Annotated in this window: 22 protein-coding genes; 16 read left to right on the top strand and 6 right to left on the bottom strand. The window is 49.4% G+C overall.

The window, feature by feature from the left end:
* Positions 1-120 precede the first annotated feature (120 nt).
* Together argA and SHEWMR4_RS18780 are read left to right on the top strand one after the other, a co-directional pair.
* Positions 121-1,440 carry an amino-acid N-acetyltransferase gene (gene argA, locus SHEWMR4_RS18785; RefSeq protein ID WP_041408908.1) on the top strand — a complete coding sequence of 440 codons (1,320 nt, stop codon included), beginning with the start codon at positions 121-123 and terminating at the stop codon, positions 1,438-1,440.
* A gap of 103 nt (positions 1,441-1,543) precedes the next feature.
* On the top strand, positions 1,544-2,062 hold the full coding sequence (locus SHEWMR4_RS18780; RefSeq protein WP_011624320.1) for a PH domain-containing protein: 519 nt from the start codon (positions 1,544-1,546) through the stop codon (positions 2,060-2,062).
* 62 nt (positions 2,063-2,124) lie between these two features.
* Here SHEWMR4_RS18780 and rarD read toward each other — a convergent pair whose 3' ends face one another.
* Positions 2,125-3,009 (bottom strand): EamA family transporter RarD, encoded by an 885-nt coding sequence (rarD, locus tag SHEWMR4_RS18775; protein WP_011624319.1) that lies wholly within the window; start codon positions 3,007-3,009, stop codon positions 2,125-2,127.
* Positions 3,010-3,225: 216 nt separating this feature from the next.
* Complete coding sequence (locus SHEWMR4_RS18770; protein ID WP_011624318.1) at positions 3,226-3,690, bottom strand: thioesterase family protein; 465 nt, start codon at positions 3,688-3,690, stop codon at positions 3,226-3,228.
* 277 nt (positions 3,691-3,967) lie between these two features.
* On the opposite strand from SHEWMR4_RS18770, the gene recQ reads away from it, so the two are divergent.
* Positions 3,968-5,791, top strand: a complete 1,824-nt coding sequence (gene recQ / locus SHEWMR4_RS18765) for a DNA helicase RecQ (RefSeq protein WP_011624317.1) — start codon at positions 3,968-3,970, stop codon at positions 5,789-5,791.
* Here recQ and SHEWMR4_RS18760 read toward each other — a convergent pair.
* On the bottom strand, positions 5,773-7,554 hold the full coding sequence (locus SHEWMR4_RS18760; protein WP_011624316.1) for a diguanylate cyclase: 1,782 nt from the start codon (positions 7,552-7,554) through the stop codon (positions 5,773-5,775). The genes recQ and SHEWMR4_RS18760 overlap by 19 nt on opposite strands.
* Before the next feature lie 496 nt (positions 7,555-8,050).
* Here SHEWMR4_RS18760 and leuA point away from each other — a divergent pair, with 496 nt between their 5' ends.
* From leuA to glpK, 6 genes are all read left to right on the top strand, one after another.
* Positions 8,051-9,619 carry a 2-isopropylmalate synthase gene (gene leuA / locus SHEWMR4_RS18755; protein ID WP_011624315.1) on the top strand — a complete coding sequence of 523 codons (1,569 nt, stop codon included), beginning with the start codon at positions 8,051-8,053 and terminating at the stop codon, positions 9,617-9,619.
* A 51-nt stretch (positions 9,620-9,670) separates the two neighbouring features.
* Positions 9,671-10,765, top strand: coding sequence for a 3-isopropylmalate dehydrogenase (gene leuB, locus SHEWMR4_RS18750; RefSeq protein ID WP_011624314.1), 1,095 nt, complete (start codon positions 9,671-9,673; stop codon positions 10,763-10,765).
* A complete protein-coding gene (gene leuC, locus SHEWMR4_RS18745) occupies positions 10,765-12,189 on the top strand; it encodes a 3-isopropylmalate dehydratase large subunit (protein WP_011624313.1) in 1,425 nt (474 codons plus the stop codon). Before leuB ends, leuC begins: the two co-directional genes overlap by 1 nt.
* Positions 12,190-12,213: 24 nt before the next feature.
* Complete coding sequence (leuD, locus tag SHEWMR4_RS18740) at positions 12,214-12,819, top strand: 3-isopropylmalate dehydratase small subunit (protein WP_011624312.1); 606 nt, start codon at positions 12,214-12,216, stop codon at positions 12,817-12,819.
* Positions 12,820-13,346: 527 nt separating this feature from the next.
* Complete coding sequence (locus SHEWMR4_RS18735; protein WP_011624311.1) at positions 13,347-14,693, top strand: outer membrane protein transport protein; 1,347 nt, start codon at positions 13,347-13,349, stop codon at positions 14,691-14,693.
* Positions 14,694-14,881: 188 nt separating this feature from the next.
* On the top strand, positions 14,882-16,366 hold the full coding sequence (gene glpK, locus SHEWMR4_RS18730) for a glycerol kinase GlpK (RefSeq protein ID WP_011624310.1): 1,485 nt from the start codon (positions 14,882-14,884) through the stop codon (positions 16,364-16,366).
* Between the two features lie 70 nt (positions 16,367-16,436).
* On the opposite strand, the gene SHEWMR4_RS18725 is transcribed toward glpK, so the two are convergent.
* The 3 genes from SHEWMR4_RS18725 to SHEWMR4_RS18715 all read right to left on the bottom strand — a co-directional run bounded on the left by SHEWMR4_RS18725 (position 16,437) and on the right by SHEWMR4_RS18715 (position 18,633).
* Positions 16,437-16,757, bottom strand: a complete 321-nt coding sequence (locus tag SHEWMR4_RS18725; protein ID WP_011624309.1) for a hypothetical protein — start codon at positions 16,755-16,757, stop codon at positions 16,437-16,439.
* 95 nt (positions 16,758-16,852) lie between these two features.
* Positions 16,853-17,932 (bottom strand): PepSY domain-containing protein, encoded by a 1,080-nt coding sequence (locus SHEWMR4_RS18720; RefSeq protein WP_011624308.1) that lies wholly within the window; start codon positions 17,930-17,932, stop codon positions 16,853-16,855.
* Complete coding sequence (locus SHEWMR4_RS18715) at positions 17,929-18,633, bottom strand: hypothetical protein (protein WP_011624307.1); 705 nt, start codon at positions 18,631-18,633, stop codon at positions 17,929-17,931. The genes SHEWMR4_RS18720 and SHEWMR4_RS18715 overlap by 4 nt, the downstream gene beginning before the upstream one ends.
* Before the next feature lie 517 nt (positions 18,634-19,150).
* Here SHEWMR4_RS18715 and mraZ point away from each other — a divergent pair.
* The 7 genes from mraZ to mraY are packed head-to-tail and all read left to right on the top strand — an operon-like array spanning position 19,151 to position 26,613.
* Positions 19,151-19,609 carry a division/cell wall cluster transcriptional repressor MraZ gene (mraZ, locus tag SHEWMR4_RS18710; protein WP_011624306.1) on the top strand — a complete coding sequence of 153 codons (459 nt, stop codon included), beginning with the start codon at positions 19,151-19,153 and terminating at the stop codon, positions 19,607-19,609.
* Between the two features lie 30 nt (positions 19,610-19,639).
* Positions 19,640-20,581: a 16S rRNA (cytosine(1402)-N(4))-methyltransferase RsmH gene (rsmH, locus tag SHEWMR4_RS18705; protein WP_011624305.1), complete on the top strand. Its 942-nt coding sequence runs from the start codon at positions 19,640-19,642 to the stop codon at positions 20,579-20,581.
* A 12-nt stretch (positions 20,582-20,593) separates the two neighbouring features.
* Positions 20,594-20,908 carry a cell division protein FtsL gene (gene ftsL / locus SHEWMR4_RS18700; protein WP_011624304.1) on the top strand — a complete coding sequence of 105 codons (315 nt, stop codon included), beginning with the start codon at positions 20,594-20,596 and terminating at the stop codon, positions 20,906-20,908.
* A gap of 13 nt (positions 20,909-20,921) precedes the next feature.
* On the top strand, positions 20,922-22,673 hold the full coding sequence (locus SHEWMR4_RS18695; protein WP_011624303.1) for a peptidoglycan glycosyltransferase FtsI: 1,752 nt from the start codon (positions 20,922-20,924) through the stop codon (positions 22,671-22,673).
* Complete coding sequence (murE, locus tag SHEWMR4_RS18690; RefSeq protein ID WP_011624302.1) at positions 22,670-24,151, top strand: UDP-N-acetylmuramoyl-L-alanyl-D-glutamate--2,6-diaminopimelate ligase; 1,482 nt, start codon at positions 22,670-22,672, stop codon at positions 24,149-24,151. The genes SHEWMR4_RS18695 and murE overlap by 4 nt, the downstream gene beginning before the upstream one ends.
* The gene (locus tag SHEWMR4_RS18685) at positions 24,148-25,530 is read left to right on the top strand and encodes a UDP-N-acetylmuramoyl-tripeptide--D-alanyl-D-alanine ligase (RefSeq protein WP_011624301.1); all 1,383 of its coding nucleotides are present in this window, start codon (positions 24,148-24,150) and stop codon (positions 25,528-25,530) included. Before murE ends, SHEWMR4_RS18685 begins: the two co-directional genes overlap by 4 nt.
* Positions 25,531-26,613: a phospho-N-acetylmuramoyl-pentapeptide-transferase gene (mraY, locus tag SHEWMR4_RS18680; RefSeq protein ID WP_011624300.1), complete on the top strand. Its 1,083-nt coding sequence runs from the start codon at positions 25,531-25,533 to the stop codon at positions 26,611-26,613.
* The last annotated feature ends 5 nt before the right edge of the window (positions 26,614-26,618 follow it).

Below are 26,618 nucleotides of genomic sequence, written 5' to 3'. Positions count from 1 at the left end.
TTAATGAGAATAAATTCTTTATTGGTGAATTAAAATGCAATACTATACGCGTGATTTAGTCATTCATTCCTGGTGTGCCATATCGGCTTTGCCAGCTCAAATATGAGGTGTAAACAACGCGTGCGTACCACTGAACTGGTTGATGGATTTCGTCATTCCGCCCCTTACGTCAATGCCCATAGAGGGAAAACCTTTGTGGTGATGTTGGGTGGCGAGGCTTTAGCACAAAATCAATTTCGCGGCATTTTAAATGACGTGGCCCTGTTGCACAGTTTAGGCATTAAAGTGGTGTTAGTGTATGGCGCGAGGCCGCAAATCGATTCGGCATTAGCGGCCAATGGGATTGAACCCGCCTACCACGAAGGTGTACGTATCACCGATGAAGACTCACTCAAAGTGATCAAGCAGGTCGCGGGTGCATTGCAGTTTGATATCACCGCACGTTTATCGATGAGTCTAAGTAATACGCCGATGCAAGGCGCGCAAATTAACTTAGTCAGCGGTAACTTTGTGATCGCCCAGCCACTGGGGGTCGATAATGGCATCGATTTTTGCCTAAGTGGCAAAGTGCGCCGTATCGATACTCAAGGGCTTAAGCGTCAGCTCGATAACCACTGTATTGTGTTGATGGGGCCGATTGCTGCATCCGTTACTGGCGAAAGCTTTAACCTCACCGCCGAAGAGATTGCCACTCAGGTTGCGATCAAGCTTAAGGCCGACAAGATGATCGGCTTTAGTTCGCAAAATGGCATCCTCGATCGCAATGGCGATGTGATTGCCGAATTAATGCCAAATGATGCGCAAAACATTCTGACTAAGCTCGCAGAGCAAGGTTCGGCCTGTATTGGTACTATGGCCTTCCTCAAGGCGAGTATCGATGCGTGCCGCAATGGTGTGCCCCGTTGTCATTTGGTCAGTTATCTCGATGACGGTGCCTTGCTGCAGGAGTTGTTCTCCCGTGAAGGCATAGGCACGCAAATCGTGACTGAAAGCGCTGAGCGTCTGCGCCGCGCATCGATTAGCGATATTGGCGGTGTACTGAACTTAATTCGTCCTCTGGAAGAACAGGGCATTTTAGTGCGCCGAAGCCGTGAGCAGCTTGAGATTGAAATCGAGCAGTTTATGTTGATTGAGCGTGATGGCTTAGTCATTGGCTGCGCCGCCCTGTATCCCTTTGAAGAGGATAACGCCGGTGAGTTTGCCTGTTTGGTGGTGCATCCGGATTATCGCGATGCGGATAGGGGCAGCTTATTGCTGAAAAATATCATAGGCCAGGCGCGTAGCCGTGGTTATTCCCGTTTGTTTGCCTTGACCACCCGCAGCATTCACTGGTTTTTAGAACATGGCTTTGTGATCGAAGATGTGGAAGCCTTACCGCAGAAGAAAAAGCAGCTGTATAACTATCAGCGCCGCTCTAAAATTCTCGCCCTCGATCTTTAAGCTTTTAACGCTTGATAAGATGCCAGCCTAGCGCTGGCATTTTTGTTGACATAATATGTCTTTGTTGGCAGATTAAGCTTTTCTCCCTTAAGGACTGCCCACCATGGTGACTCAGTTTTTCTCCCTCGCGCCTCTGACTCAAACTTCAATTTTAAGCTTTATTATCTTGTTGTTAGGTTTAGCTGGTGTACTGTGGATGTTGTGGGTTAAACCTATGCCGAAAGTGGCTAAATCGGCGAGCTTAGGCATCTTGTTAGTGATGATTGGCGGATTTTCTTGGGTGTTTTATCAATCCCATAATGCTGAAATCGCGCTAACCGACACCGAGCTAAAACTCGATATTCCCTTCTATAAAGTGCAATTAGCGCGTTCCGAACTGTTGGTCGAGCAGGCGCGTCTTATCGACTTGAAGCAAGAGATGGATTTAGCGCCCAGCTTTAAAACCAATGGTATAGGTATGCCAGGGTTTCAACTCGGTTGGTTTAATCTGAAGGGGAAGGGTAAGGCATTTGTGGCCGTGACGGATAAATCCGAACTAGTGTTAGTGCCAACGACGCGAGGCTACAATCTGCTCTTGTCTGTGCCAGAGGGTGAGAAGTTTATTAGCCAGCTACAAAAATAGCTGGTTAAGTAGATGCTCACTTAACCAGTATTTTTGCAAGTGTCGGTAGCGGCGTGATCTCATCACGCCGTTTTGCGTTTATAGGCCATATCGAAGGTGAACACCAACAGGGCGCTCCAGATAAAGCCGAAGGTGATGCTCTTCTCGGCATCGAAGGGTTCATTGAATAAGGTTACCGCGAGGATAAACATAATACTCGGGCCGATATATTGGAAAAAGCCGAGCATAGACAATGGAATACGTACCGCTGCACCGGCAAAACACAATAGTGGAATCGTGGTAACAATCCCGGCTGCCATTAATAATACGTTAAGGTGCCAATCGTTGGTTAGCATATTCGCTGTGGCGCTATCTAAGGTCGCGACCAGATAAACCAATGCGACTGGCAGCAGGATAGCGGTTTCGACTAGCAGACCCGATTTTGCATCCACATTGACCTTTTTACGCAGCAGCGCATACACCCCGAAGGTGCCCGCTAAGGCGAGGGAGACAATAGGGATCGAGCCGAATGAGACTAATTGGATCAGCACGCCAGCACTCGCCAGCGAGACGGCAAACCATTGCAACTTACGTAATCTTTCACCTAAAAACAGCATGCCGAGCAGCACATTCAGTAGGGGATTAATAAAGTAACCCAAGCTGGCATCGAGCATATGATCGTTATTCACAGCCCAGATAAAAATCAACCAGTTGGCCGCAATTAATAGGGAGGTGATGGTGAGTACGAGTAGTTGTTTGGGCTGTTTAAACAGCTGGCGCAGTTTTCCAAAGCCACCGATAAACAGCATGATGATCACCATAAACACAAATGACCAGATCACCCGATGCAGTAAAATTTCGGTGGCCGAAACATGGTGGAGTAGTTTGAAATATAAGGGCGCAAATCCCCACATACAGTAAGCACTGACGGCAAGTAGGATCCCTTTGCGGTATTCGTTATCAGGCATGAGACATCTTCGAAGGACAACAGGACGGCGATTGTAGGAGGCTATGGGAATTGACTCAAGGTGTGTGCGGTCGCCTTTTTCGTTACAGGATGTCTCCAATGACCAGTGCTCAACAAAAAGAAGAGGGGAAACACCTGAATAATCAAAGTGTTTCCCTTTAGTTTATCGATGGTGAATGCGGTAAAAAAATTCTAAAAAACGAGGTGTGACAACGGACTAGCCAACCATATAAGTGCCTGTGCCGAAGGCGATATGAGTTCCTTGCTCGTTGTGAAGCTCCATACGACACACCGAGACGCGATTGCCGGCACGGATCACGCTGCCCGTGCCAGTGAAAACCTGTCCACGCCCGGGGCGCAGGTAATCAACGCGCATATCGATTGTGCCTAAGGTTTGCAGCCGTTGCTGTAACTCTTCAACCGTCCAATCATCACGACTAGCAACCAGTCCGGCAAAGGCGGTGAGCCCGCCTACCACATCGAGCACTGTAGCCGTAACACCACCGTGGAGAATTTGTTGATGAATATTGCCAATGAGCTCTGGCTTCATATTGATCACTACTTCGACGCCATCAATGTCGTAGCGCTTGATATCCAGCCCCAATAAATTATGAAACGGCACGTGCTGGTCAAACACTTCGGCAACACGTTTTAGTACTTCGGCTTGAATTGGGTTTGTCATGCTGTTCGTCCTTGTAGGCTGTAGGGCTTCTTAGAATAGGGTCGAAGCATGCGTAATGGCATTCGACTTAGAGCAATTAATCTACAGCCAAGCCAATGGGTAATGCAACTTTAGCCTTTGTGTGGGCAAATCGTCTTAGGTGTTGTGATGAGTCGTGGTAGCAGTCTAAGCCTACCTCATTAGTTGTTAGCGCTGGGTCAGTTAGGGCAAGATGGCGCAAGACAGGAGCGATTCTGTCCTTTAGAATAGGCGCCCTTACTTTTTAGCTAGAAGATCCATGGAAACTCAGTTACTCGACATACATGATGATCCGCTGTCACAACGCCTAGCGCAGGTGTTTGGTTACCGTGACTTTAGGGACGGTCAGCGTGAGGTTATCGAACGTGTATGCAGTGGTGAGGACTGCCTTGTGATCATGCCCACTGGCGGCGGTAAGAGTCTGTGTTACCAGTTGCCTGCACTGCTGATGCCAGGCATCACTATCGTGGTATCACCACTGATTTCATTGATGAAAGATCAGGTCGACAGCCTGTTGCAGACGGGGGTCAATGCCGCCTATTTAAACTCCTCGCAGCCGCGGGAGCAGAGTGTAGAGGTGCTTAGGCAGTTGCATAGAGGCGAGCTAAAACTGTTGTATGTGTCTCCTGAGCGGTTACTGACGGCCGATTTTATCGAGCGTATGCGCTCCCTGCCGCTATCCATGTTTGCCATTGACGAGGCGCACTGCATCAGTCAATGGGGACACGATTTTCGTCCCGAATATGCCGCCCTTGGCCAGTTAAAGCAGTTATTTCCCCATGTGCCTATGATGGCGCTCACCGCCACTGCGGATCAGGCGACACGGCAAAATATTTGCGAGCGCCTAGGGATTAATCCTTTTAAATTACTATCGAGTTTCGATCGGCCCAATATTCGCTATACGGTTGCCGAAAAACTCAATGCCGCTAATCAGTTACGACAGTTTTTACTGCAGCAAAATGGCAGCAGTGGCATTGTCTACTGCAGCAGTCGACGCCGTGTGGATGAGGTGGCTGAAAGACTCACCCTGCAAGGGTTTCATGCTAAGGCATATCATGCGGGCATGACGCCACAAGAGCGCGGTGAAGTGCAGGATAGCTTTCTTAAAGATCAAATTGATATTGTCGTTGCTACAGTTGCCTTTGGCATGGGGATTAACAAATCCAACGTGCGCTTTGTGGTCCATTACGATATCCCGAAGAGCATCGAAGCCTATTATCAAGAAACTGGCCGAGCGGGCCGCGATGGACTCGAGGCCGAAGCTTTTATGCTGTTTGATCCTGCCGATATTGGTCGGGTGCGCCATCTTATCGAGCAGTCTGAGCCAGGGCCGCAGCAGCAAGTGGATTTCCATAAACTCAATACCATGGCTGCATTTGCTGAGGCGCAAACCTGTCGCCGCCAAGTGTTGCTGCATTACTTCGATGAAAGCGCGTTAGAGCCCTGCGGCAACTGCGATATTTGTCTCGACCCACCTAAACGTTATAACGGCACCGAGGATGCGCAGAAGGTGCTATCTTGCATCTATCGGATCGGACAACGCTTTGGTATCAATCACTTGATTGAAGTGTTGCGTGGCTCCAAGGGCGCTGCAATTGTCGACCGAGGACACGATAAACTCAGCACTTGGGGCATAGGCAAAGACAAAAGCCATGAATATTGGTTGAGTGTTATTCGTCAGCTCATCCATTTGGGGCTGGCGAGCCAAGATATTACTCGGGGCTCATCCATCACCTTAAACCCTTCGGCCAGACCGATCCTTAAGGGCGAGGTGGCGCTAATGTTGGCAGAGCCGCGTATTCAACTGACGAACATTAAGCGCAAAGTCACTCAATCGCGGGCACCGCTGAATTACGACCGCAAACTGTTTGCGAGGCTAAAAGCCCTACGTCGCACCATTGCCGAGGAGCAGGATGTGCCGCCATATTTGGTGTTTAACGATGCGACCTTAGCGGAAATGGCGGCCATGATGCCTACCAGCCCCGGTGAAATGCTGGCTGTTAACGGGGTCGGTGAGCGCAAACTCAGCCGATTTGGCGACGATTTCCTTGATGAGATAGCCGCTTATTTAGCGGGGGAATAATCGCTTTGCGGATCGCTCACCTTGAGTTTGCCTAACTGGTTAATACTCGCGCGTTTCACCAGAGAATCCAGAGTATCAAACTGTTGCATCACTGCAATCCCAATGTTTACCTTGTGCGTTCCTTGCCACATCTGAATGGTGGGAGTTAACTGGTTGACAACCTTCTGTGCGCCGACTGCTGAGGTATAGGGCAGCACAATAACGATGTCATCAATCGAATAACGCAGCAGTGTGTCTTGCTCACGTAGCTTGTCTTGCAGCTTCTCTAGTAAGGGTGGCAGGTCGACTTGGCGTATTTGGCTGGCATTAAACAGCAATAATGACAGCGGATAAGCCCCTTGTTTAGCACTGTGCAGTGTCAGCTCAAGCTGTTCCAGTGGCGGAAGACTTGCTGCGTCCGTATCTGATGCTGGTGCGCGGTTATTTTGCTTATCAATGAAATACCAAATAGCGCCACCGAGTAACCCCATTGCCACTAAAAATAGGGTGCTGTAGGCCCAGTCGACATTGAGTTCACTCAACAATGAGACATTATGGTGTTGTTGTTCATCGTCGTTGAGTTGCTGTAAACCTTGCTGATTTAACCTGGCTTTGAACTGCAAAATCCGAGTGTTATTCATCGACTCGTTGGCTAGCTCTGCAGCATCGAAGCGCTTTTGTAAAAATTCGTAGGCGAGTTTGTCATTGCCGTGGGTGTGGTGATAATCGCTTAAAATGCCATAAAACCATTTGAGATCAGAATATTGCTTTAGCGCTTGTCCTTGTTCAATGGCAGAATCCATGAGTGTCAGTGCGGCGTCATCTCTATGCTGAGCAAAGCGAACCTGAGCTAACAAACGGGTCGAGCGCATCATAGCGACCCGCTGGTTTTGTTGCTTAAAGGTATTCATCGCAATGGAGATATATTCTTCGGCCGTGTCGATTTTCCCTTTATCGAGGGCGATCGATGCCAAAATGGCATAACTATAGGCAAGTTCGAGTGGCGAACCTATTTCAGGTAGGAGAACTTTGGCTTGTTTTTCTAATTGGTCGCTGTAATCGCGTTCGCCATTATCCAGTGCAATCCGGGCTGCATTGCGCAGCAGTACGTGCCGCACTTTTCCTTTGGCATCAGTACTCTTTAACGCCAGCCTAGTGTAATACATGGCCTGAGGAAAATCGTTGGTAGCATGGAGCAAGTTCCCCATAGCGGCATAGACATAGGCCTGTGGTGGCCACACCCAATTTTGTGTTTGCGAATGGATATCTGGATAGATATCGATAGCGATACGTAGATCTTCGATGGCGGAGGAAAAATTATCCGTATTGGTATCAAGTTGGCCCCTGAGTCTGAGCGCATCGATGAGTGCTTGGGGCTGCTGATAACGTCTGGCAAGGGTAATGGCGGAGTCGAGTAGGGGTAATGCCTCTTGGATATTATCGTAGTTCAGATTGGCATCGGCCTGACAATTCAAAAAATAGGGGCGTGCCTGGTCGAGTTTAAGTTGTTTGGCACTGGCCTCGCCCATTTGTGCAAGATTGATTGCTGCTTCATTTTCCCCCAGTTGCAACAAACTCTGGCACTTGAGCATGCTGAGGCGAAGCCTATCAATATCACTTGAATTATCAGTTGTTTGTTGTTTTTCTAAAGCGGTAATTTGCGCAAAGGCTTTGGTAGGGTACTGGTAAACTTGTTCTGTGAGTGCATCTAATTGGTCGTTAGCACTGACCCATAAAGGGCAAAGCCATAACAGCAGGCTTAGCGCTAAGACACGAAAATCCATTTTTTGCTCCATACCCTGTATTGATTCAACTATCCGTAACGGCGGGCGAGGATTATAACGTGTCTCAAGGTTTTTTTGCATAAAAAATGATTTTTTTGTTCAAAATTTGAGTTGTAGCATTTTGTAGATTTTTCTCTATCAACAAGGGATTAATCGTGCACACTGCGTGTGCAAATACGCAAGTTTTACTATTCTGCAGGAAAAAACTCTTAGAACATGAAAAAAATTGGGGTTGACACACTTAGGCAGGCGAGTTAAATATTAACCGTCCTTATTTTGAGTCAATAGAATAAATATTTAATTTAAATGAATAGAATTAGCAGCAAACTCGACCTCCTCCTTCTCTCTCTCGCGCCACAAACGCGGAGGTCTTAGTGTTGCTCGCTCGATAGATAGGCAAAGCATTCACAAACCCCGCACCAATGTTGCGGGGTTTTTTGTATCTGAATACGGCAAAAGTTAAATAATGAACGGTGACGTTCCATGGAGAAACGAGATGTCTAACAGAGTAATTATATTTGATACCACCTTACGTGATGGCGAGCAGGCGTTAGCGGCAAGCCTGTCGGTCAAAGAAAAGTTACAGATCGCCATGGCGTTAGAACGTCTCGGTGTGGATGTGATGGAAGTGGGGTTCCCTGTGTCGTCACCCGGTGATTTTGAGTCGGTGCAGACCATTGCCCGTACCATCAAAAATAGCCGTGTATGCGCCTTATCTCGCGCACTTGAAAAGGACATCGATGCCGCCGCTCAGGCATTATCCGTTGCCGAACAGTTCCGTATTCATACCTTTATCTCCACCTCCACTATCCATGTGGAGAGCAAGTTAAAGCGCTCATTCGAGCAAGTGTTGGAGATGGCGGTAGGCGCGGTGAAATATGCCCGCAGGTTCACCGATGATGTGGAGTTTTCCTGCGAAGATGCGGGACGCACGCCAATCGATAATCTGTGCCGTATGGTGGAAGCGGCGATTCATGCTGGCGCTCGCACCATCAATATCCCTGATACCGTGGGTTACACAGTGCCAAGCGAGTTTGGTGGCATTATTCAAACCCTGTTTAATCGCGTACCGAATATCGACCAAGCCATTATTTCGGTTCACTGCCACGATGACTTAGGCATGTCGGTAGCCAATTCGATTACCGCCGTGCAGCATGGCGCCCGCCAAATCGAATGTACCATGAACGGTATTGGTGAGCGTGCGGGTAACTGCTCCCTAGAAGAAATCGCCATGATCTTAGCAACGCGTAAGAATCTGTTGGGAGTTGAAACTGGGATCAATGCTAAGGAGATCCACCGCACGTCGAATCTCGTCAGCCAGTTATGCAATATGCCGATCCAGTCGAATAAGGCGATTGTGGGGGCCAATGCCTTTACTCACTCTTCAGGTATTCACCAAGATGGCATGTTAAAGGCGCAAAATACCTATGAAATCATGACGCCAGAGAGTATCGGCCTAAACCGAAACAACCTGAATATGACCTCGCGCTCCGGCCGCCATGTGATTAAGCATCGCATGGAGGAAATGGGCTACAGTGAGCAGGATTACAATCTGGACGCCCTCTACGAACAGTTTTTACATTTGGCGGATAAAAAGGGCCAAGTCTTCGATTACGACTTAGAAGCCTTAGCCTTTATGGAAGCGCAAGCGGCGGAAGATAACTTCTATCAATTACAGCAGTTAGTGGTGCAGTCCGACTCCACCGAAGGCGTTGCTACGGCAACAGTGCGCATCGATGTCGGCGGTGAAATTAAAACCGAAGCCGCGACTGGTAATGGTCCCGTCGATGCTGCCTATAACGCCATTGCCCGTGCGACGGACCGTCGTATCGATATCATTAGCTACAAATTGGGCGCCAAGGGCGAGGGGCAAAATGCCTTGGGCCAAGTCGACATTACCGCGGTTTACCATGAGCAAAATTTCCACGGTGTCGGGTTAGCGACCGACGTGGTTGAGGCATCAGCCCGTGCGTTAGTGCACGTGATGAACCTGACATGCCGCGCCGATAAGGTCGCAGATTACAAGCAGAATATGCATAAAAACAGAGAGCTGGGCGGCGTATAGCCCAAGCGATATCGAGCATAAAGTTTTCACATTGAAGGAGTGAGCGGGCGTATGAGTTATCAAATTGCAGTATTAGCCGGGGATGGTATTGGGCCAGAAGTGATGGCCGAGGCGCGTAAGGTGTTAAAGGCGGTTGAGGCGCGTTTTGGCCTTAACATTGAATACACTGAATATGATGTCGGCGGTATCGCCATTGACAATCATGGTTGTCCTTTGCCTGAGGCAACACTGAAGGGCTGCGAGGCGGCCGATGCCATTCTGTTCGGTTCAGTCGGTGGTCCTAAATGGGAAAAACTGCCGCCCAATGAACAACCCGAGCGTGGTGCTCTGTTGCCGCTACGGGGTCACTTCGAACTGTTTTGTAACCTGCGTCCCGCTAAATTGCATGATGGTTTAGAACATATGTCACCGCTGCGCAGCGATATTTCAGCTAGAGGCTTCGATGTTCTCTGCGTGCGTGAGTTAACGGGTGGGATCTACTTTGGTAAACCTAAGGGTCGCCAAGGTGAAGGTGAGAGTGAAGAAGCCTTCGATACCATGCGTTACAGCCGCCGTGAGATTGCCCGTATCGCCCGCATCGCCTTTGAAGCCGCCCGCGGCCGCCGTAAAAAAGTCACTTCGGTCGACAAGGCAAACGTTTTAGCTTGCTCGGTACTGTGGCGCCAAGTGGTAGAAGAAGTGGCGGTGGACTTCCCCGATGTTAAACTGGAACACATCTATATCGACAACGCGACCATGCAGTTGCTGCGCCGCCCCGATGAGTTTGACGTGATGCTGTGCTCTAACTTGTTTGGCGACATTCTATCGGATGAAATCGCCATGTTGACAGGCTCCATGGGCTTGTTGTCTTCGGCGAGTATGAATAGCACTGGCTTTGGTTTGTTTGAACCCGCTGGTGGTAGCGCGCCGGATATCGCGGGTAAGGGCATCGCTAACCCGATTGCACAAATTCTGTCGGCGGCACTAATGCTGCGCCACAGCTTAAAGCAAGAAGAGGCGGCAAGCGCGATCGAACGTGCAGTGAGTAAAGCGCTGAATTCTGGTTATTTAACTGGTGAGCTATTAAGTAGCGACCAACGCCATAAGGCCAAATCGACAGTCGAAATGGGCGACTTTATCGCCGATGCAGTTAAGGCAGGTGTGTAATGACGACTCCTTCAACATCAACCGCTCCGAAAACCCTGTATCAAAAAGTGTGGGATGCTCACGTTGTGGCCACCCCTGAGGGCGAAGCGCCGATCATTTATGTCGACAGACATTTGGTTCACGAAGTGACATCACCCCAAGCCTTTAGCGGCTTGAAAGTGGCGGGGCGTAAGTTACGCGCCCCAGAAAAAACCTTCGCGACCATGGATCACAACACATCAACACGCAGTGCCAGTCTCGATGCCTTAAGCCCTATGGCACGCACTCAGGTCGAGACCTTGGCACAAAACTGTAAAGACTTCGGCGTGCGCTTATATGACATTCATCATCCTAATCAAGGGATTGTGCATGTGATGGGACCTGAGCTTGGCATTACCTTACCCGGCACTGTCATAGTGTGTGGTGATTCCCATACGGCGACTCACGGGGCCTTTGGCGCCCTGGCTTTCGGTATCGGCACTTCCGAAGTGGAACATGTACTGGCGACGCAAACCCTGCGCCAATTAAAAGCCAAGACCATGAAAATCGAAGTTCGTGGTCAGGTCACCGATGGTGTCACCGCGAAAGATATCGTACTGGCGATTATCGGTAAGATCGGCATGGATGGCGGCACTGGCTATGTAGTTGAGTTTTGTGGTGAGGCCATTGAAGCACTGTCGATGGAAGGGCGCATGACTGTCTGCAATATGGCGATTGAAATGGGCGCTAAGGCGGGCATGGTTGCGCCGGATCAAACCACTTTCGATTACCTAGAAGGTCGTGAGTTTGCACCAAAGGGCGAAGATTGGGCAGAGGCCGTCGCCGCCTGGAAGGCGCTGAAAACCGATGTTGGTGCTGAGTTTGATGCCTCCGTCGTGTTGGATGCGGCCGATATCGCACCGCAATTGACTTGGGGCACCAACCCTGGACAAGTGGTTGCCATCGATGCGCCAGTGCCTAATCCTGCCGATGAGGCAAATCCAACGATTCGCGCTAGCATGGAAAAAGCGCTGGATTATATCGGCTTGACCGCAGGCACGCCGATGACAGACGTCGCGATTAATAAAGTCTTTATTGGTTCTTGCACTAACTCGCGGATTGAAGATTTACGCAGCGCGGCGAAACAGGCCAAAGGGCGTAAAGTGGCGTCGGGCGTTACGGCAATCGTAGTACCGGGCTCTGGCCAAGTGAAGGCGCAGGCCGAGGCCGAAGGTTTAGATAAAATCTTTATCGAGGCCGGATTCGAATGGCGTTTACCGGGCTGCTCTATGTGTTTGGCGATGAACGATGACAGGTTAGAAGCGGGCGATCGCTGCGCCTCGACCAGTAATCGTAACTTCGAAGGGCGCCAAGGCCGTGGTAGTCGTACTCATTTAGTGAGTCCAGCGATGGCGGCTGCGGCGGCAATTGCAGGGCATTTTGTCGATATCCGTAAACCTTACTAACCGTAATCCCAAGAGGAGAAGTTAATGCAACCTTTTACTAGCCATACCGGGCTTGCGGTCATGATCGACAGCGCCAATATCGATACCGATCAAATTATCCCAAAGCAATTTTTATCTAAAGTGACGCGGGATGGATTCGGTGTGCACTTATTCCACGACTGGCGTTATCTCGATGATGCCGGGGATGTGCCTAATCCTGATTTTACTCTAAATAAACCTCGCTACAGCGGTGCTTCGATTTTGCTGGCTCAGGAAAACTTTGGCTGTGGCTCCAGCCGTGAACACGCCCCATGGGCACTGGCGGATTTTGGTCTGCGTGCCATTATTGCCCCGAGCTTTGCCGATATTTTTTATGGCAACTCCATCAACAACGGTTTATTGCCGGTGAAGTTGAGTGCGAACGAAGTGCGTCAGTTAATGGATGAGGTGGCGAGCGAAGAAGGCGCACAAATCACCGTGGACTTAACGACTTGCAAGGTTATATCGCCTTCGGGAGCTGAATTTAGCTTTACACTGGCCGAGTCGGCGCGACATAAATTGCTGAATGGCTTAGATGCCATTGGATTGACCTTGTCCCACGGGACGCAGATAGGTGAGTACGAAGCAAACATTCCTAGTTGGCGCCGCTAAGCATTCGGCGAACACTTGTACCTTAACGTAAGTTAATCTTAAACGCCTAGTTCGAAAACTAGGCGTTTTTGTTATCCATGTTTAATTACCTAACTATAATTCATTGTATTTATTGGATTAAAGTAAGGCTGGCATTCCTTGTGTCGCAATCAAAATAAATCATAGTGATTTATGCTGAATTTTAATGGTTAAAATGGCTTACAAGTGTTTATAGTGTTTTTCTGTGTTAATTCATTGTTTTTAAATTTATTTTTGAGTTTTTATTATCTGCATTTAAATATGCTCAGCAAATAGTTTGCTAGATTTTTGCTGGATTTTCTTGTTTTAAAAGTGATTTATCTCACTAAAAATATTGAATGTCTTTTAATAACTAGTTTTTTTATCTGTTTTATTCCCGCTTGTTGCAAACATCTTCTGCATCGGTAAACTCCCCTGCATTCAATCTGGAGTGTTTGCTCTATTTTGTGTGAACGCCATTGTGACCAAGTTACTGGCACAGATAACAATAATATTTTCTGAGAATAACAATGCAAAAACGTCTTCTGACTTTGGCTGTGACTGCAGCCTTATTAAGCACAACGACTCAAGTCCATGCAGCGGGTTTCCAACTGGCCGAATACTCAGCGACTGGCTTAGGCCGCGCCTTCGCCGGTGAAGCCGCAATTGCCGATAACGCTTCAGTTCAGGGGCGCAACCCAGCGATGCTGACCTATTTAGAAGGTCGTCAGCTGTCTGCTGGTGGTATCTATGTTATGCCTAACGTGGATGTTAAAGGTGATGTGAGCCTAAGCTCGCCATTACTTGGCCCAAATCCAATCGTGATGAACGGTGATGCCATCGATGTGGCTGATGATGCATTAGTGCCTAACTTCTACTATTCCAATCAGTTAAATGACCAATGGACTTGGGGTCTGGCCGTTAACTCTAACTATGGTCTGTCAACCGAGTTACCTAAAACCCACGCCGCGGCGATTTTTGGTAATAAAACTGCCGTTACTACAGTTGAGTTCAACCCTAACATCGCTTACCGCGTAAATGATGCTGTCAGCGTCGGTGGTGGTGTGCGTATCGTTTACGGTGAAGGTGAAATCGGTGCTTCGTTACCTGGCTGGGTAGATAGCATCAAACCCGGTTTACCTGCACAAGTATCTGCAATGTTACCGCCGGGTGGCACTGAGCTGAAAAGCATGAAGGGCGACGATATTGGCTACGGTTGGCAACTAGGGACTAGCTGGCAAATTAACCCAACCAACCGCGTGGGTTTAGCCTATCACAGCGGCGTTAAGTTTGAGTTAGATGGTCACGCTTCTGGTGTGATTTACGATGGTGGCCAAAATCTGTCGATTGAAGGTTATATTCCCCTCGAACTGCCTGCGTTTGCCGAGCTGTCGTCTTATCACCAATTAACGGATAACTGGGCAATGCATGCCAGCGTTAACTGGACCGATTGGAGCGTATTCGATCAGTTAGTGGCTTACTTCCCTGGTGAAGTTAAACCAAAGGGCGGCTTAGAATCTGACTTAGTGAAAGAAGAAAACTTTGAAGATAACTGGCGCTTTGCCTTAGGTACGACCTACCAAGTGAACAATGAATGGTTAGTGCGTGCGGGTGTGGCCTTAGACAAAACGGCTGCGGCCGATGAGTGGCGTACCACGACTATCCCTGACTCAGACCGTCTGTGGTTCTCTGTCGGTGCTGGTTATCAGGCGACTAAAAACCTGAATGTTGATTTCGCACTGACCTATATCCGTGCCACGGGTGATGCGCCAATCAACGAGCAGCAAAATCTGCTAAACCTCGCCACAGTAAGCTTCAACGGTGAAGCGAGCGGTGATGTTTGGTTAGCCGGTATCCAAATGAGCTACAAGATGTAAGCATCCAGCTTGATGAAAAAGCCCTGAATCTTCAGGGCTTTTTTGTGCCTAAAAGAACGTGGCCGGATACGCATTTGCCAGATGTTGGCTGGTCATAGCCGCCAATTGCGAATATATTCAGAGCATAATCAATGGAGCATTACGTTCTGCGCCATATCAATTGGGTGCAGGGTAAATAGGATAGGCGTGTGCAGAAAAAATATGTAGTGGCTTTAGACCAAGGCACAACCAGCTCAAGGGCGATTGTGTTTGACCACGATGCCAATATTGTCAGTGTGTCACAGCGAGAGTTTACCCAGCTTTATCCAAATCCCGGCTGGGTGGAGCATGATCCAATGGAGATCTGGGCGAGCCAAAGTTCGGTGTTAATCGAATCCCTCGCCAGAGCGGGTATTCACAGCGATGAAGTGGCGGCCATTGGTATCACTAATCAGCGCGAAACCACCATTATCTGGGAAAAGGCCACAGGTAAACCCGTCTACAATGCCATTGTGTGGCAGTGTCGCCGCAGCTCAGAAATCTGTGAGCAACTCAAGGCCCAAGGCTTAGAAGATTATGTGCGGGAGAATACGGGGCTCCTGCTCGACCCTTATTTTTCAGGCACTAAGATCAAATGGATCCTCGATAATGTGCCGGATGCGCGCGCGAAGGCCAAACGAGGTGAACTCTTATTCGGCACGGTCGATACTTGGTTGCTATGGAAACTCACCGAAGGCAAAGTGCATGTGACCGATCCCACCAATGCCGCCCGCACGTTGCTGTTTAATATCCACAGCCTAAGTTGGGACACAACACTGCTCGAGGCGCTCGATATTCCTGCGGCTATGTTGCCCGAAGTGAGACCTTCCTGCAGTGTCTATGGCACAACCCGTATTGCCGGTGAGGGCAGCGAAATTCCTCTCGCGGGGATCGCGGGCGATCAACAGGCGGCGCTCTTTGGCCAGCTTTGTGTTGAGCCTGGAATGGCCAAAAACACTTATGGCACAGGCTGCTTTTTATTAATGAATACAGGCAACAAAGCCGTACGTTCATCCCATGGATTATTAACCACAGTAGCGGTAGGCGCCCAAGGTGAAGTGAACTACGCCCTTGAAGGCTCAGTATTTATGGGCGGCGCGACGATTCAATGGCTGCGGGATGAGCTGGGGTTGATCCGCGATGCCAGCGACACCGAATATTTTGCCTCTAAAGTCGCGGATACAAATGGCGTGTATTTAGTGCCAGCTTTTGTCGGGCTTGGCGCTCCCTATTGGGATCCTAATGCCCGTGGCGCGCTGTTTGGGTTAACGCGCGGTGCTAACCGTAATCATATTATCCGCGCGGCATTGGAGTCGATTGCCTACCAGAGTAAGGATTTGCTCGATGCCATGATTAAGGACAGCGGTGAGCGGCTAAAATCCCTTAAGGTGGATGGTGGCGCGGTTGCTAATGACTTCCTCATGCAATTTCAAGCGGATATCACCGACGTTGAAGTCTTAAGGCCAAGCGTGTGTGAGACCACCGCGCTTGGCGCAGCCTTTTTAGCAGGTCTTGCGGTCGGCTTTTGGACCTCAGTGACCGAACTTGAGTATAAAGCCTGTATCGACAAACACTTCAAACCCAATATTGATGCGAGTCAAAGGGAGCGATTATATGTGGGCTGGCAGGATGCTGTAGTAAGAACTCGCTCTTAGCTATTGAAATAAATGATTGAAATGAAAAAGGCGCATCCAGAGGTTGCGTCTTTTCATTTAACTCCCGCGACTAAACTTCGATATCGATAATATGCTTGCTGGGCGGTTGTGCGGTGTCAGCGGTATCGTCGGTGACTTCAAGCAACCCTCCCTCTTTCAGGTTTTGTTGCTTGTCCGAGGCGCGGCGTTTTTTATTGCGACTGACGTTGTTGTTTTTGCGTCTTTCCCTGACTTTAACATCTAGCGTCGGGGGTAATTGCGACTGAGGGGTTTCATGGCTATCGGGCGCATTGGCGGTCGCACCGCTAACCTGATCGACGACCCGTTTAGGGGTAAATACGGGTTTTGTTGGCTGTGCCAGCATAGCGTAAAGACTGTCCAATCCACTCATAGCGCCTCCTTGGTTTGCTACCTCTTAACCCTTTATCGGCGGGAATTGGTTAATATTTAGACTATACGCCGATTTAAGCCTGTACGCGACACTCTCTAGTGCTTGGACTGTGGCCAATATCTGTGCTGGGCTTTGGTGACTAACTCCAGTTTGCCAGGATGCGCCTCGTGTTGGCAGCTCAGGCGAATACCTTGTGCTAGCTCAGCGGGGGTGAGTTTATCCAGATCATAATCATTGGGGCTGGGCGCCTGCTCGACAAATCTGAGTTTACAGAGGCCGCAGCGTCCGCCACCGCCACATTGGGTTCTTAATCTTTCACTCCCTCGATTAATACTTTCTAAATAGCTGCCACTAAGGTCAGACAATTCGGCGAGCGGCTGAGCGTCTTGAGTAAAAAGCGTCAGTTTTCCTATGGTGTTTTTGCGCCTCAAGAACGGCAGCGATAACTGACCTTGATGGAACTTATGCCCAAGAATGTAAATCCCCGAAAGACCTAAAAACAGCGCGGCAATGCTGACAAGTTGTACCAATAAGTGATTAAAACCAATGCCATTATTGGGAGCATAATCCATAAAATGCAGCATAAAGAGCAGATCCTTGAGATCTGATTGGCGATTTTGGTGGGCCAGAACCGCACCCGAAGCGGTATCGATATAAATCCGCGTTCCAACTTCGTCCGCGGCTGTCAGCATAGCAATTGGGTCACTGGCGTCGAATGGCGTTTCGTGGGTGAGGATTTGCGGTGCGCTGAGTTCACCAGGGCCTGAGTAACTCTGTTTGGCAATAGCGAGTATCTCGGCATCACTCAAGGATAGTGGTTGGAGTGAGTCCGCCCAAAACCAGCGGGTTTGTTGAGTTGTGGTGAGCGCATATACGGCGCGTTCGAACACTGAGGTTAGCTTAAGTTCGATAATGCCTTCTGCTTGATATTGTTGCAGCAGATTAGCCGTGGGGGCGAGTGCAGTAGTGGGAGTCGCTGTTTGATGCGTGGTGCGATATGGGTTCGCATCCAAAAAACGCTCGTCAATCAGGTTAAAGGCGAGTCCTGTCACGACCCAAATTAATAATTGTAGGCCAACGATAAGCCCCAGCCATTTATGTATGGTTTGCAACATTAGGCTGATGGGATGTTTGGTGGCAGTCATGCTGGTATAGCGAAGTGTCGGGAGGCTCATACTCGCTCCTCACGATGTTTGGCTCTAAAACTGATATAAGTCAAAGCCATACCAAAGAGTGTCGTCAACAAGGCTAGACTGCTCATGAGTGTGAGTAAAGAATTGTTTACATTCACACGGGTCTCGTAGTCCATTATGTGCAGCATCCACATTACATCGAAGAGCCGCCAATAATCATGGCGGGCTGTTACGAGCTGTCCGGTTATTGCTGAAACATAAAGCGTCGAATGCATGGCATCGTCTAACGTCAGTTGCCAAACGGGGAGTGCGCGAGCAGGGATTTCACTCGGAGCGTTCTGCTCGATGAGTGTCGAGCCGATAAATTTAGCCTGACCCGTATAGACTCGTTGTGCAGCGTCGAGCGCCTGTTGTTTATCGAGCAACGGTAATACTTCCCCCGTCTCACTGCTAAAGCGCTGCAATTTTCCCGCGATGTTGGCGCGATAGTAGAGTGTGCCTTGATTCGCGTACAAACTAATATCCGTCGCATCGGGATGTGCTTTGATAAAGTCCGTAAAGCTGTACGCGGGCGTCTCCACTTGGTATGTAGCCGTGTTTGCTTTGTTTACCAGTGGCTTGCCGCGAATAAATTCGATATCCATCCACACCATATAAGCGCCGGTGGCTAACCAAAGTAGCAATTGAATCGCGGTAAGCAGCGCAAACCACTTGTGGCAGGTTCGGATTTGAGTAGCTTTCATAGCGTTATTCTTTGAGTTAATCCCGCGGGAGTTTTGATCTTCCTCGCAATCGTGAAATAAAGGCATCCCTAAATTGCAGAATAAATCCGCAACTGAAAATAAAATTTCAGCGATTTATGCTAGAAATTGACGATCTATAAGCCAATGCGAATGTAAAAAATGAGTCTATTTTGTTGTCCCGTGTGAGTCCAGTGTGATTTTTCACTCGGGAAAATCCAATATTTACAGAAACCCTGTGGCAAATATTTCATTGCAACTCCCTGAAAGCAAAAGGCTGCTGCTTTTTTGTTCGCTTTATATTCCCGTGGTTTTCGCCGTTTAGCCGATTTTCCGCTGATCTTTTTGTCAAAACTTTGTCGCTAAGTGATGGGCTCAACATGCTGCTAACCCGCTTGCCGACTGGCTTTATAAAAGGATCCCATCCCTTGACAATGCTTGTCTACTATCCCTAAACTTAGCATTTGTGGGAAATAGTGGATATTTGTGGATCAAAAATCAAAGGATAGGATGAATTAGCGTGTTTCGTGGAGCCAGTGCTATCAACTTAGATACAAAGGGACGGATCGCTATTCCAGTGCGATACCGCGAACCTTTGCAGCTAGAGCACCAAGGCCGCATCGTCATCACAGTCGATATTCAATCTGCGTGTTTACTCCTTTATCCCATCCATGAGTGGGAATTGATCGAAGCTAAGTTACTCAAGCTTTCAGATACCGACAAAACCCAACGGTCCCTTAAGCGCATGTTGCTGGGTTATGCCCATGAGGTAGAACTCGATGGCAACGGGCGCATATTACTGCCACCGCCGCTAAGGCAATACGCCAATTTAGATAAGCGCATCATGCTGGTGGGACAGTTAAACAAGTTTGAGCTGTGGGATGAGCAAGCTTGGCTGCAGCAAATTGATGAGTGTCAGGAAACGATTCGAAGCGAGGAGCTCGCGAATAACGAGCGTCTGGCGGATTTTTCACTCTAACGAGTCGCATAACTAAATAAGAAGAGAGTAATGAGTCAAGAATTTGCCCATTTATCCGTTCTGCTCGAAGAAACGGTTGGCGGTTTGAACATCAAAGACGATGGCATCTATATCGATGGCACGTTCGGCCGCGGTGGTCATTCAAGACAAGTGCTGCAAAGACTGGGTGAAAACGGACGTCTGATTGCGATCGATCGTGATCCTCAAGCCATTGAAGCGGCTAAACAATTCGCCGATGATCCCCGTTTTCAAATTGTACATGGTGGTTTTGGCCAACTAGCCGATTACGTCGAAGAGCTTGGTCTGGTTGGCAAGATTGATGGTGTGTTACTCGACTTAGGCGTGTCTTCTCCGCAGCTCGATGATGCCGAACGTGGCTTTAGTTTCCTGCGCGATGGTCCGCTCGATATGCGCATGGACAATAGCCAAGGCGAAACGGCGGCTCAGTGGTTAGCACGAGCCGAAATTGAAGACATGGCGTGGGTATTCAAAACCTATGGTGAAGAGAAAAATGCGCGCCATATTGCCCGTTGTATTGCGGCTGACCGTGATAAAACCCCGTTTTTACGCACCAAGGATTTAGCCGATTTAATTGCGCGGATCACCAAAAATAAAGAGCGTAACAAACACCCTGCAACCCGGGTGTTTCAGGCGATCCGTATCTATATCAACAGTGAATTAGATCAAATTGATCAAGCGCTTGAAGGTGCATTAACCGTACTGGCGCCACAGGGACGTTTATCGATTATCAGCTTCCATTCACTGGAAGATCGCATCGTAAAACGTTTTATTCGTCGCCATAGCCAAGGTGAGAGCGTGCCTCACGGTCTGCCAATCACCGAAGATCAAATTAACAAGTCGCGTAAATTGCGCGCCATAGGTAAGGCGATTATGCCTTCCGATGAGGAAATTGAACGCAATGCCAGAGCGCGCAGCTCAGTGTTACGCATTGCCGAGCGATTAGATTACTAGAGGGCAAACAAAGTGAGTAAGCCCTCATTAAATCTGCCACGGATAGTATTAAACGACCTGTGGCAACACAAATGGATCTTGTTACTCGCACTGCTCGTGCTCAGTAATGCTGTGGCTGTGGTCTATACCAGCCATGTGAGCCGTAAGCTCACTACCCAATGGGATCAGCTACTGCAGGAGCGTGACAGATTAGATATCGAGTGGCGCAATTTATTATTGGAAGAGCAGTCCCAGACCGAGCACAGCCGGATCACGCGGATTGCATCAAAGGATCTCAACATGAGTCGACCCTTACCCAGCGAAGAAGTTGTGGTAAAGGTGCCGTGAACATAGGGAAGATATGACTAGGCAAGCAAAAACCAAACAGGCCAGCAAAAAGCAAAAGCCACAACTGATCCACTGGCGTTTATACGTCGTGGTTGGCTTTGTATTTGCGATGTTTTCGAGCCTTGTGGGTCGTGCTGCTTATATCCAAATTATCGAGCCCGATAAGCTGCGTCACGAGAGTGACATGCGCACCCTACGAACCACCAGTCGTGAGGTGCAGCGTGGCTTAATCACCGACCGTAACGGCGATATGCTGGCGGTGAGTGTGCCGGTGCGTGCCGTGTGGGCCGACCCTAAACAAGTCAATGATAACAATGGTTTTACCGATATGCGCCGCTGGCAAGCGCTGGCGGACGTATTACATGAACCCGTGGAAGATGTGCTCGAAAAGGTGCGCAGCAATCCAACCAAACGTTTTACCTACCTTAAACGCCAAGTCACACCTGCGGTGGCAGACTATATCACTCAGCTTAAATTGCCTGGGGTGTTTTTAAAATCCGAGTCACGCCGCTACTACCCTGGTGGTGAGATCACCGCCCAGCTGATCGGCATTACCAATATCGACGATGTCGGTATTGAAGGTGTCGAAAACGCTTACAACAGTTGGCTTACAGGTACACCATCTAAACAAAAAGTGCGTAAATCTCGCGATGGCCATGTGGTTGAGCGCCTCGATATCGTTCAGGAAGGTGAGAGTCCAAACGATCTTGTGTTGAGTATCGACCAACGTATTCAGCAACTTGCCTACCGTGAGTTAAAGCGCACGACTGAGATGAACCAAGCGACCTCTGGCTCGATCGTGGTGCTCGATATTCACACTGGCGAAGTCTTAGCCATGGTGAATACGCCATCTTACAACCCCAACTCGCGCGACAATCTGCAAACCTTCAGAATGCGTAACCGCGCGATGACGGATACCTTCGAGCCTGGCTCAACCATTAAACCTTTTGTGGTTGCTGCGGCGTTAGAAGCAGGCACGGTTAAGTCTACCGATGTGATCCCAACCTCTCCGGGATGGATGCGTTTAGGCGGCCGCCAAGTACGTGACGCAACTAACTACGGCGACATGACACTGGCACGTATTCTGGCGAAATCCAGTAACGTGGGGATCAGTAAACTCGCCCTGTCTATTCCAGTGCAGCAGTTATTAGGCACTTATCAATCCATGGGTTTAGGCAGCTTCTCGGGGATTAACCTCACGGGTGAAAGCGCAGGTTTGATCCAAGACCGTCACCGTTGGTCCGATTTCGAGCGCGCCACTTTATCTTTCGGCTACGGCCTAACGGCGACCACGCTGCAACTGGCGCGGATGTACGCCACTTTAGGCAATGGCGGGACTTTATATCCAGTATCGATTTTAAAACTGAAAAAGCCGCCCGAAGGTGAACGCGTGATCTCACAAGAGGTCGCTCACGATGTGCTGCAAATGATGGTGGGTGTGACCGAAAAAGGTGGCACAGGTACGCTTGCGCATATCGATGGCTACCCAGTTGCGGGTAAGTCTGGCACCAGCCGTAAGGCGGTAGCTGGCGGTTATGGTGATGATTATGTTGCGTTATTTGCTGGTGTCGCGCCAGTGAATAATCCCAAACTCGCGATTGTTGTCGTGGTGAACGAGCCGAAAGGCGATCTCTATTATGGTGGTTCAGTGGCAGGGCCGGCATTCGCTAAGGTGATGTCAGGCGCACTGCAAATGTTAAATGTCGAACCCATTTCCGATAAAGAACAGGTGCAATTGGCGGGACTCGCCGGGAGAACTGAATGATGTTGTTAAGGGATCTATTAGCGCCTTGGTTCCCCTACGCGGGCGAACAAACCTTCTTAGATTTGACTTTAGATAGCCGCGCAATACGTCGCGGCGATGTGTTTTTAGCGCTGCCTGGCCATAAGGTCGATGGTCGTCAATTTATCGATAAGGCCTTAGCCCAAGGTGCGATTGCGGTGTTAGTGCATACGGATAGCATTGAAGAGCAGGGCAAGGTTATTGCGACTGAGCAAGGCGTACAGATTTATTTTTATCAGTTAGCGAAGCAAGTGTCTGCGGTCGCCGCAGTGCGTTATCCCGTTGTCCAAGGTCAGTCTATGGGCATTGTCGGGATCACCGGCACCAATGGTAAAACCTCGACTAGTCAACTGTGCGCGCAATTAGTGACCTTGCTTGAAGGTAAAGCGGCGGTGATGGGCACGCTCGGCAATGGCCTGTGGGGCGAGTTAGTCGATAGCGGTAATACGACCGCCGATGCGATTACCCTGATGCGCCAACTATATGAGTTTGCAGACAAAGGCGTTAATACCTGCGCGATGGAAGTCTCAAGTCATGGTTTAGTCCAAGGCCGAGTCGATGCCGTGCCCTTCGATGTGGCGGTATTCACTAACCTGACCCGTGATCACTTGGACTACCACGGCGATATGGAAAACTATGCCGCAGCCAAGCAAATGCTGTTTCGTTTCGACGCCCTGCGTCACGGCTTAGTGAATCTTGATGATCCCGTGGGTGCCGCTTGGTTATCCGAGCTGGCAAATGTCCCCGCGAAAATGTGGGGCTTTAGTATTGAAGCGCATACCGAGGCGGCGTTTTACACTAAGAATGCCCAATTTAACGATCAAGGCGTGCAGGCGAAATTAGTCTGGCCCGAGGGCGAAATCGACATTCGTTCTCCTTTATTAGGTGCCTTTAATCTCTCGAATTTACTCGCTGCTTTATCTGCCTTGTATTTACAGGGCGTGGATATGCGTGCCCTGGCCGCCAAAGTGCCTTATTTAGTGCCCGTGGCTGGCCGCATGGAACGTTTTACCACCGCAGACAACATCACCTTAGTCGTCGATTATGCTCACACCCCGGATGCGATTGAACAGGCGCTGAATGCCCTGCGTCGTCACTGCGCGGGCGAGTTGTGGTGCGTGTTTGGCTGCGGTGGCGACCGTGATAAGGGCAAACGCCCATTGATGGGACAAGCGGCGGAGCAATGCGCCGATCGCATTATGGTGACTAGCGATAATGCCCGTAGCGAAGATCCTAACCAAATTATTACCGATATTATCCAAGGGCTGACTCACCCTGAGCGAGCATTGACCGAGGTTGACCGTGTGGCTGCGATTAAGCGCGTCGTGGCACAGGCTAAACCTGGGGATGTGATTCTGCTTGCGGGCAAAGGCCATGAAACTTACCAAGAGGCGGCAGGTGTGCGTCATGACTATGATGAGCGCGCCCTGGCACGTCAGTTATCGGAGCAAAGCCAATGATCCCAATTTCCCTCGAGGCGCTAAGCCAACACTTAAGTGCGCATCGAGTCGGTGACGATGTCACCATCCAAGCATTAAGCAGCGATAGCCGTAAAATCGGCCCAGCGACTCTGTTTGTCGCCTTAAAGGGCGAGCGTTTCGATGGCCATGATTTTGCGGCCACGGCAATTGAAAATGGTGCCGTTGCACTGCTGGTTGAACGTGAATTGGCCTTCGATGTGCCGCAGCTTATTGTTGCCGATTGCCAAAAGGCCATGGGCGCGATTGGCGCCTATGTACGTGACCAAGTGGATCCCATTTGTGTGGCCTTAACTGGCTCCAATGGCAAAACCAGCGTGAAAGAAATGATCGCCACAATTTTATCGGCGAAGCATCAAGTGCTTTACACCGCTGGCAATTTTAATAATGAAATCGGTGTGCCACTCACCTTGCTGCGCTTAACGCCCGAGGATAAATACGGGGTGTTTGAGCTTGGCGCTAACCATAAAGGTGAGATTGATTACACCTCGAGTTTGGTGCGTCCTCACGTAGCGTTAGTCAACAACGTTGGCAGCGCTCACTTAGAAGGCTTTGGCTCACAGGCGGGTGTCGCTCAGGCCAAATCGGAAATCTACAACCATCTGCAATCCGGCGGCACGGCAATTATCAATGCCGATGATGCCTTTGCCGATGTGATGCGGGTGAAAGCGAAACAATATAAGCAATTAAGCTTCTCCCAGCAGGAAGGCGCGGCTAAACGTCAAATCGATGTGATTGCGACTGGCCACAAAGCCAATAGCGAAGGTTGCTATCGTTTTATCCTCAATTACGCGGGAGAGTCCTGCGAAGTGACTCTGCCTCTCGCGGGTCGTCACCAAGTTAGCAACGCGCTGGCTGCGGCAAGTGTTTGTATTGCTTTAGGATTAAGCCTTAAAGAAATCGCCGAAGGCTTGAGCCAGTTGACCCCAGTTAAGGGACGCATGCAGCCAACTCAATTAGGACGTATTCGTCTAATCGATGATAGCTATAACGCCAATCCCGTGTCAGTGGGAGCGGCTATCGCTTGGTTAAAGGAAATTTCTGAAAATCGCTGTTTGGTACTGGGAGATTTGGGCGAATTAGGCGACAATGCGCCCCTTTTACACGCTGAACTGGGACAACTGGCAAAGCAACAGGGAATCGATGCTCTGTTCTGTACCGGCACCTTAACTCAGCACACTAGCCAAGCTTTCGGGGCGGAGCACCATGACAGCGTGGCGACGTTAGTAGAAAAACTCATAAAACACATCAACCAGTTGCCGGGACAGGTGACGGTTTTAGTTAAAGGTTCACGTAGTGCCGCAATGGAGCGGGTCGTGGATGGCCTAACAGTAGCCTTCGGGCGTGGGGAGTTAGTGTAGATGCTGGTGTATCTGGCCGAGTATTTAACCCGTTTTCATACTGGGTTTAACGTATTTTCCTATGTGACATTTCGAGCCATTTTAGGCTTGTTAACCGCATTAATGTTTAGTTTATGGTGGGGTCCTAAACTGATTGAGCGTTTGCAGTTAATGCAGATTGGTCAAGTCGTGCGTAACGACGGGCCAGAGTCGCATTTCAGTAAACGCGGTACGCCGACCATGGGCGGCCTGATGATTTTAGGCGCCATCTTTATCAGTGTACTGTTGTGGGGCGATCTCGGTAGCCGTTATGTGTGGGTGATGCTGTTTGTATTAGGCAGCTTCGGCATGATCGGTTTTATTGATGATTACCGCAAAGTCGTGCGTAAAGATACTAAGGGACTGATCGCGCGTTGGAAGTATATTCTGCAATCCTTAGCGGCGTTGATCATTGCTTTCTTCCTCTACACCACAGCGTCTAACCCGGGTGAAACCCAGTTAGTCGTGCCTTTCTTTAAGGACGTGATGCCACAGCTTGGCGCTGTGTTTATCGTATTGGCTTACTTTACTATCGTGGGTTCGAGCAACGCGGTAAACCTAACCGATGGTCTCGACGGTTTGGCGATTATGCCAACTGTGATGGTGGCCGCGGCATTTGCCTTGATTGCGTATCTGTCTGGCCATGCTCAGTTTGCTAATTACCTGCACATTCCGCATTTACCTGGTTCGGGTGAGCTAGTGATCGTCTGTACTGCGATTGTGGGCGCAGGCTTAGGCTTTTTATGGTTTAACACTTATCCAGCACAGGTCTTCATGGGCGATGTGGGCTCGCTGTCTTTAGGCGCAGCCTTAGGCGCGATTGCGGTACTGGTTCGCCAAGAAATCCTATTAGTGATTATGGGCGGTGTGTTTGTGATGGAAACTGTGTCTGTGATCCTGCAGGTCGGTTCTTACAAGTTACGTGGCCAGCGCATTTTCCGCATGGCGCCTATCCATCACCACTATGAGTTAAAGGGTTGGCCTGAACCACGCGTGATTGTCCGCTTTTGGATTATCTCGATTTTCTTAGTGTTACTCGGCTTAGCCACGTTGAAGTTAAGGTAATCGCT

It is taken from the genome of Shewanella sp. MR-4, assembly GCF_000014685.1.
Taxonomy (GTDB): domain Bacteria; phylum Pseudomonadota; class Gammaproteobacteria; order Enterobacterales; family Shewanellaceae; genus Shewanella.
This window is presented reverse-complemented; position numbering and strand designations above follow the sequence as displayed.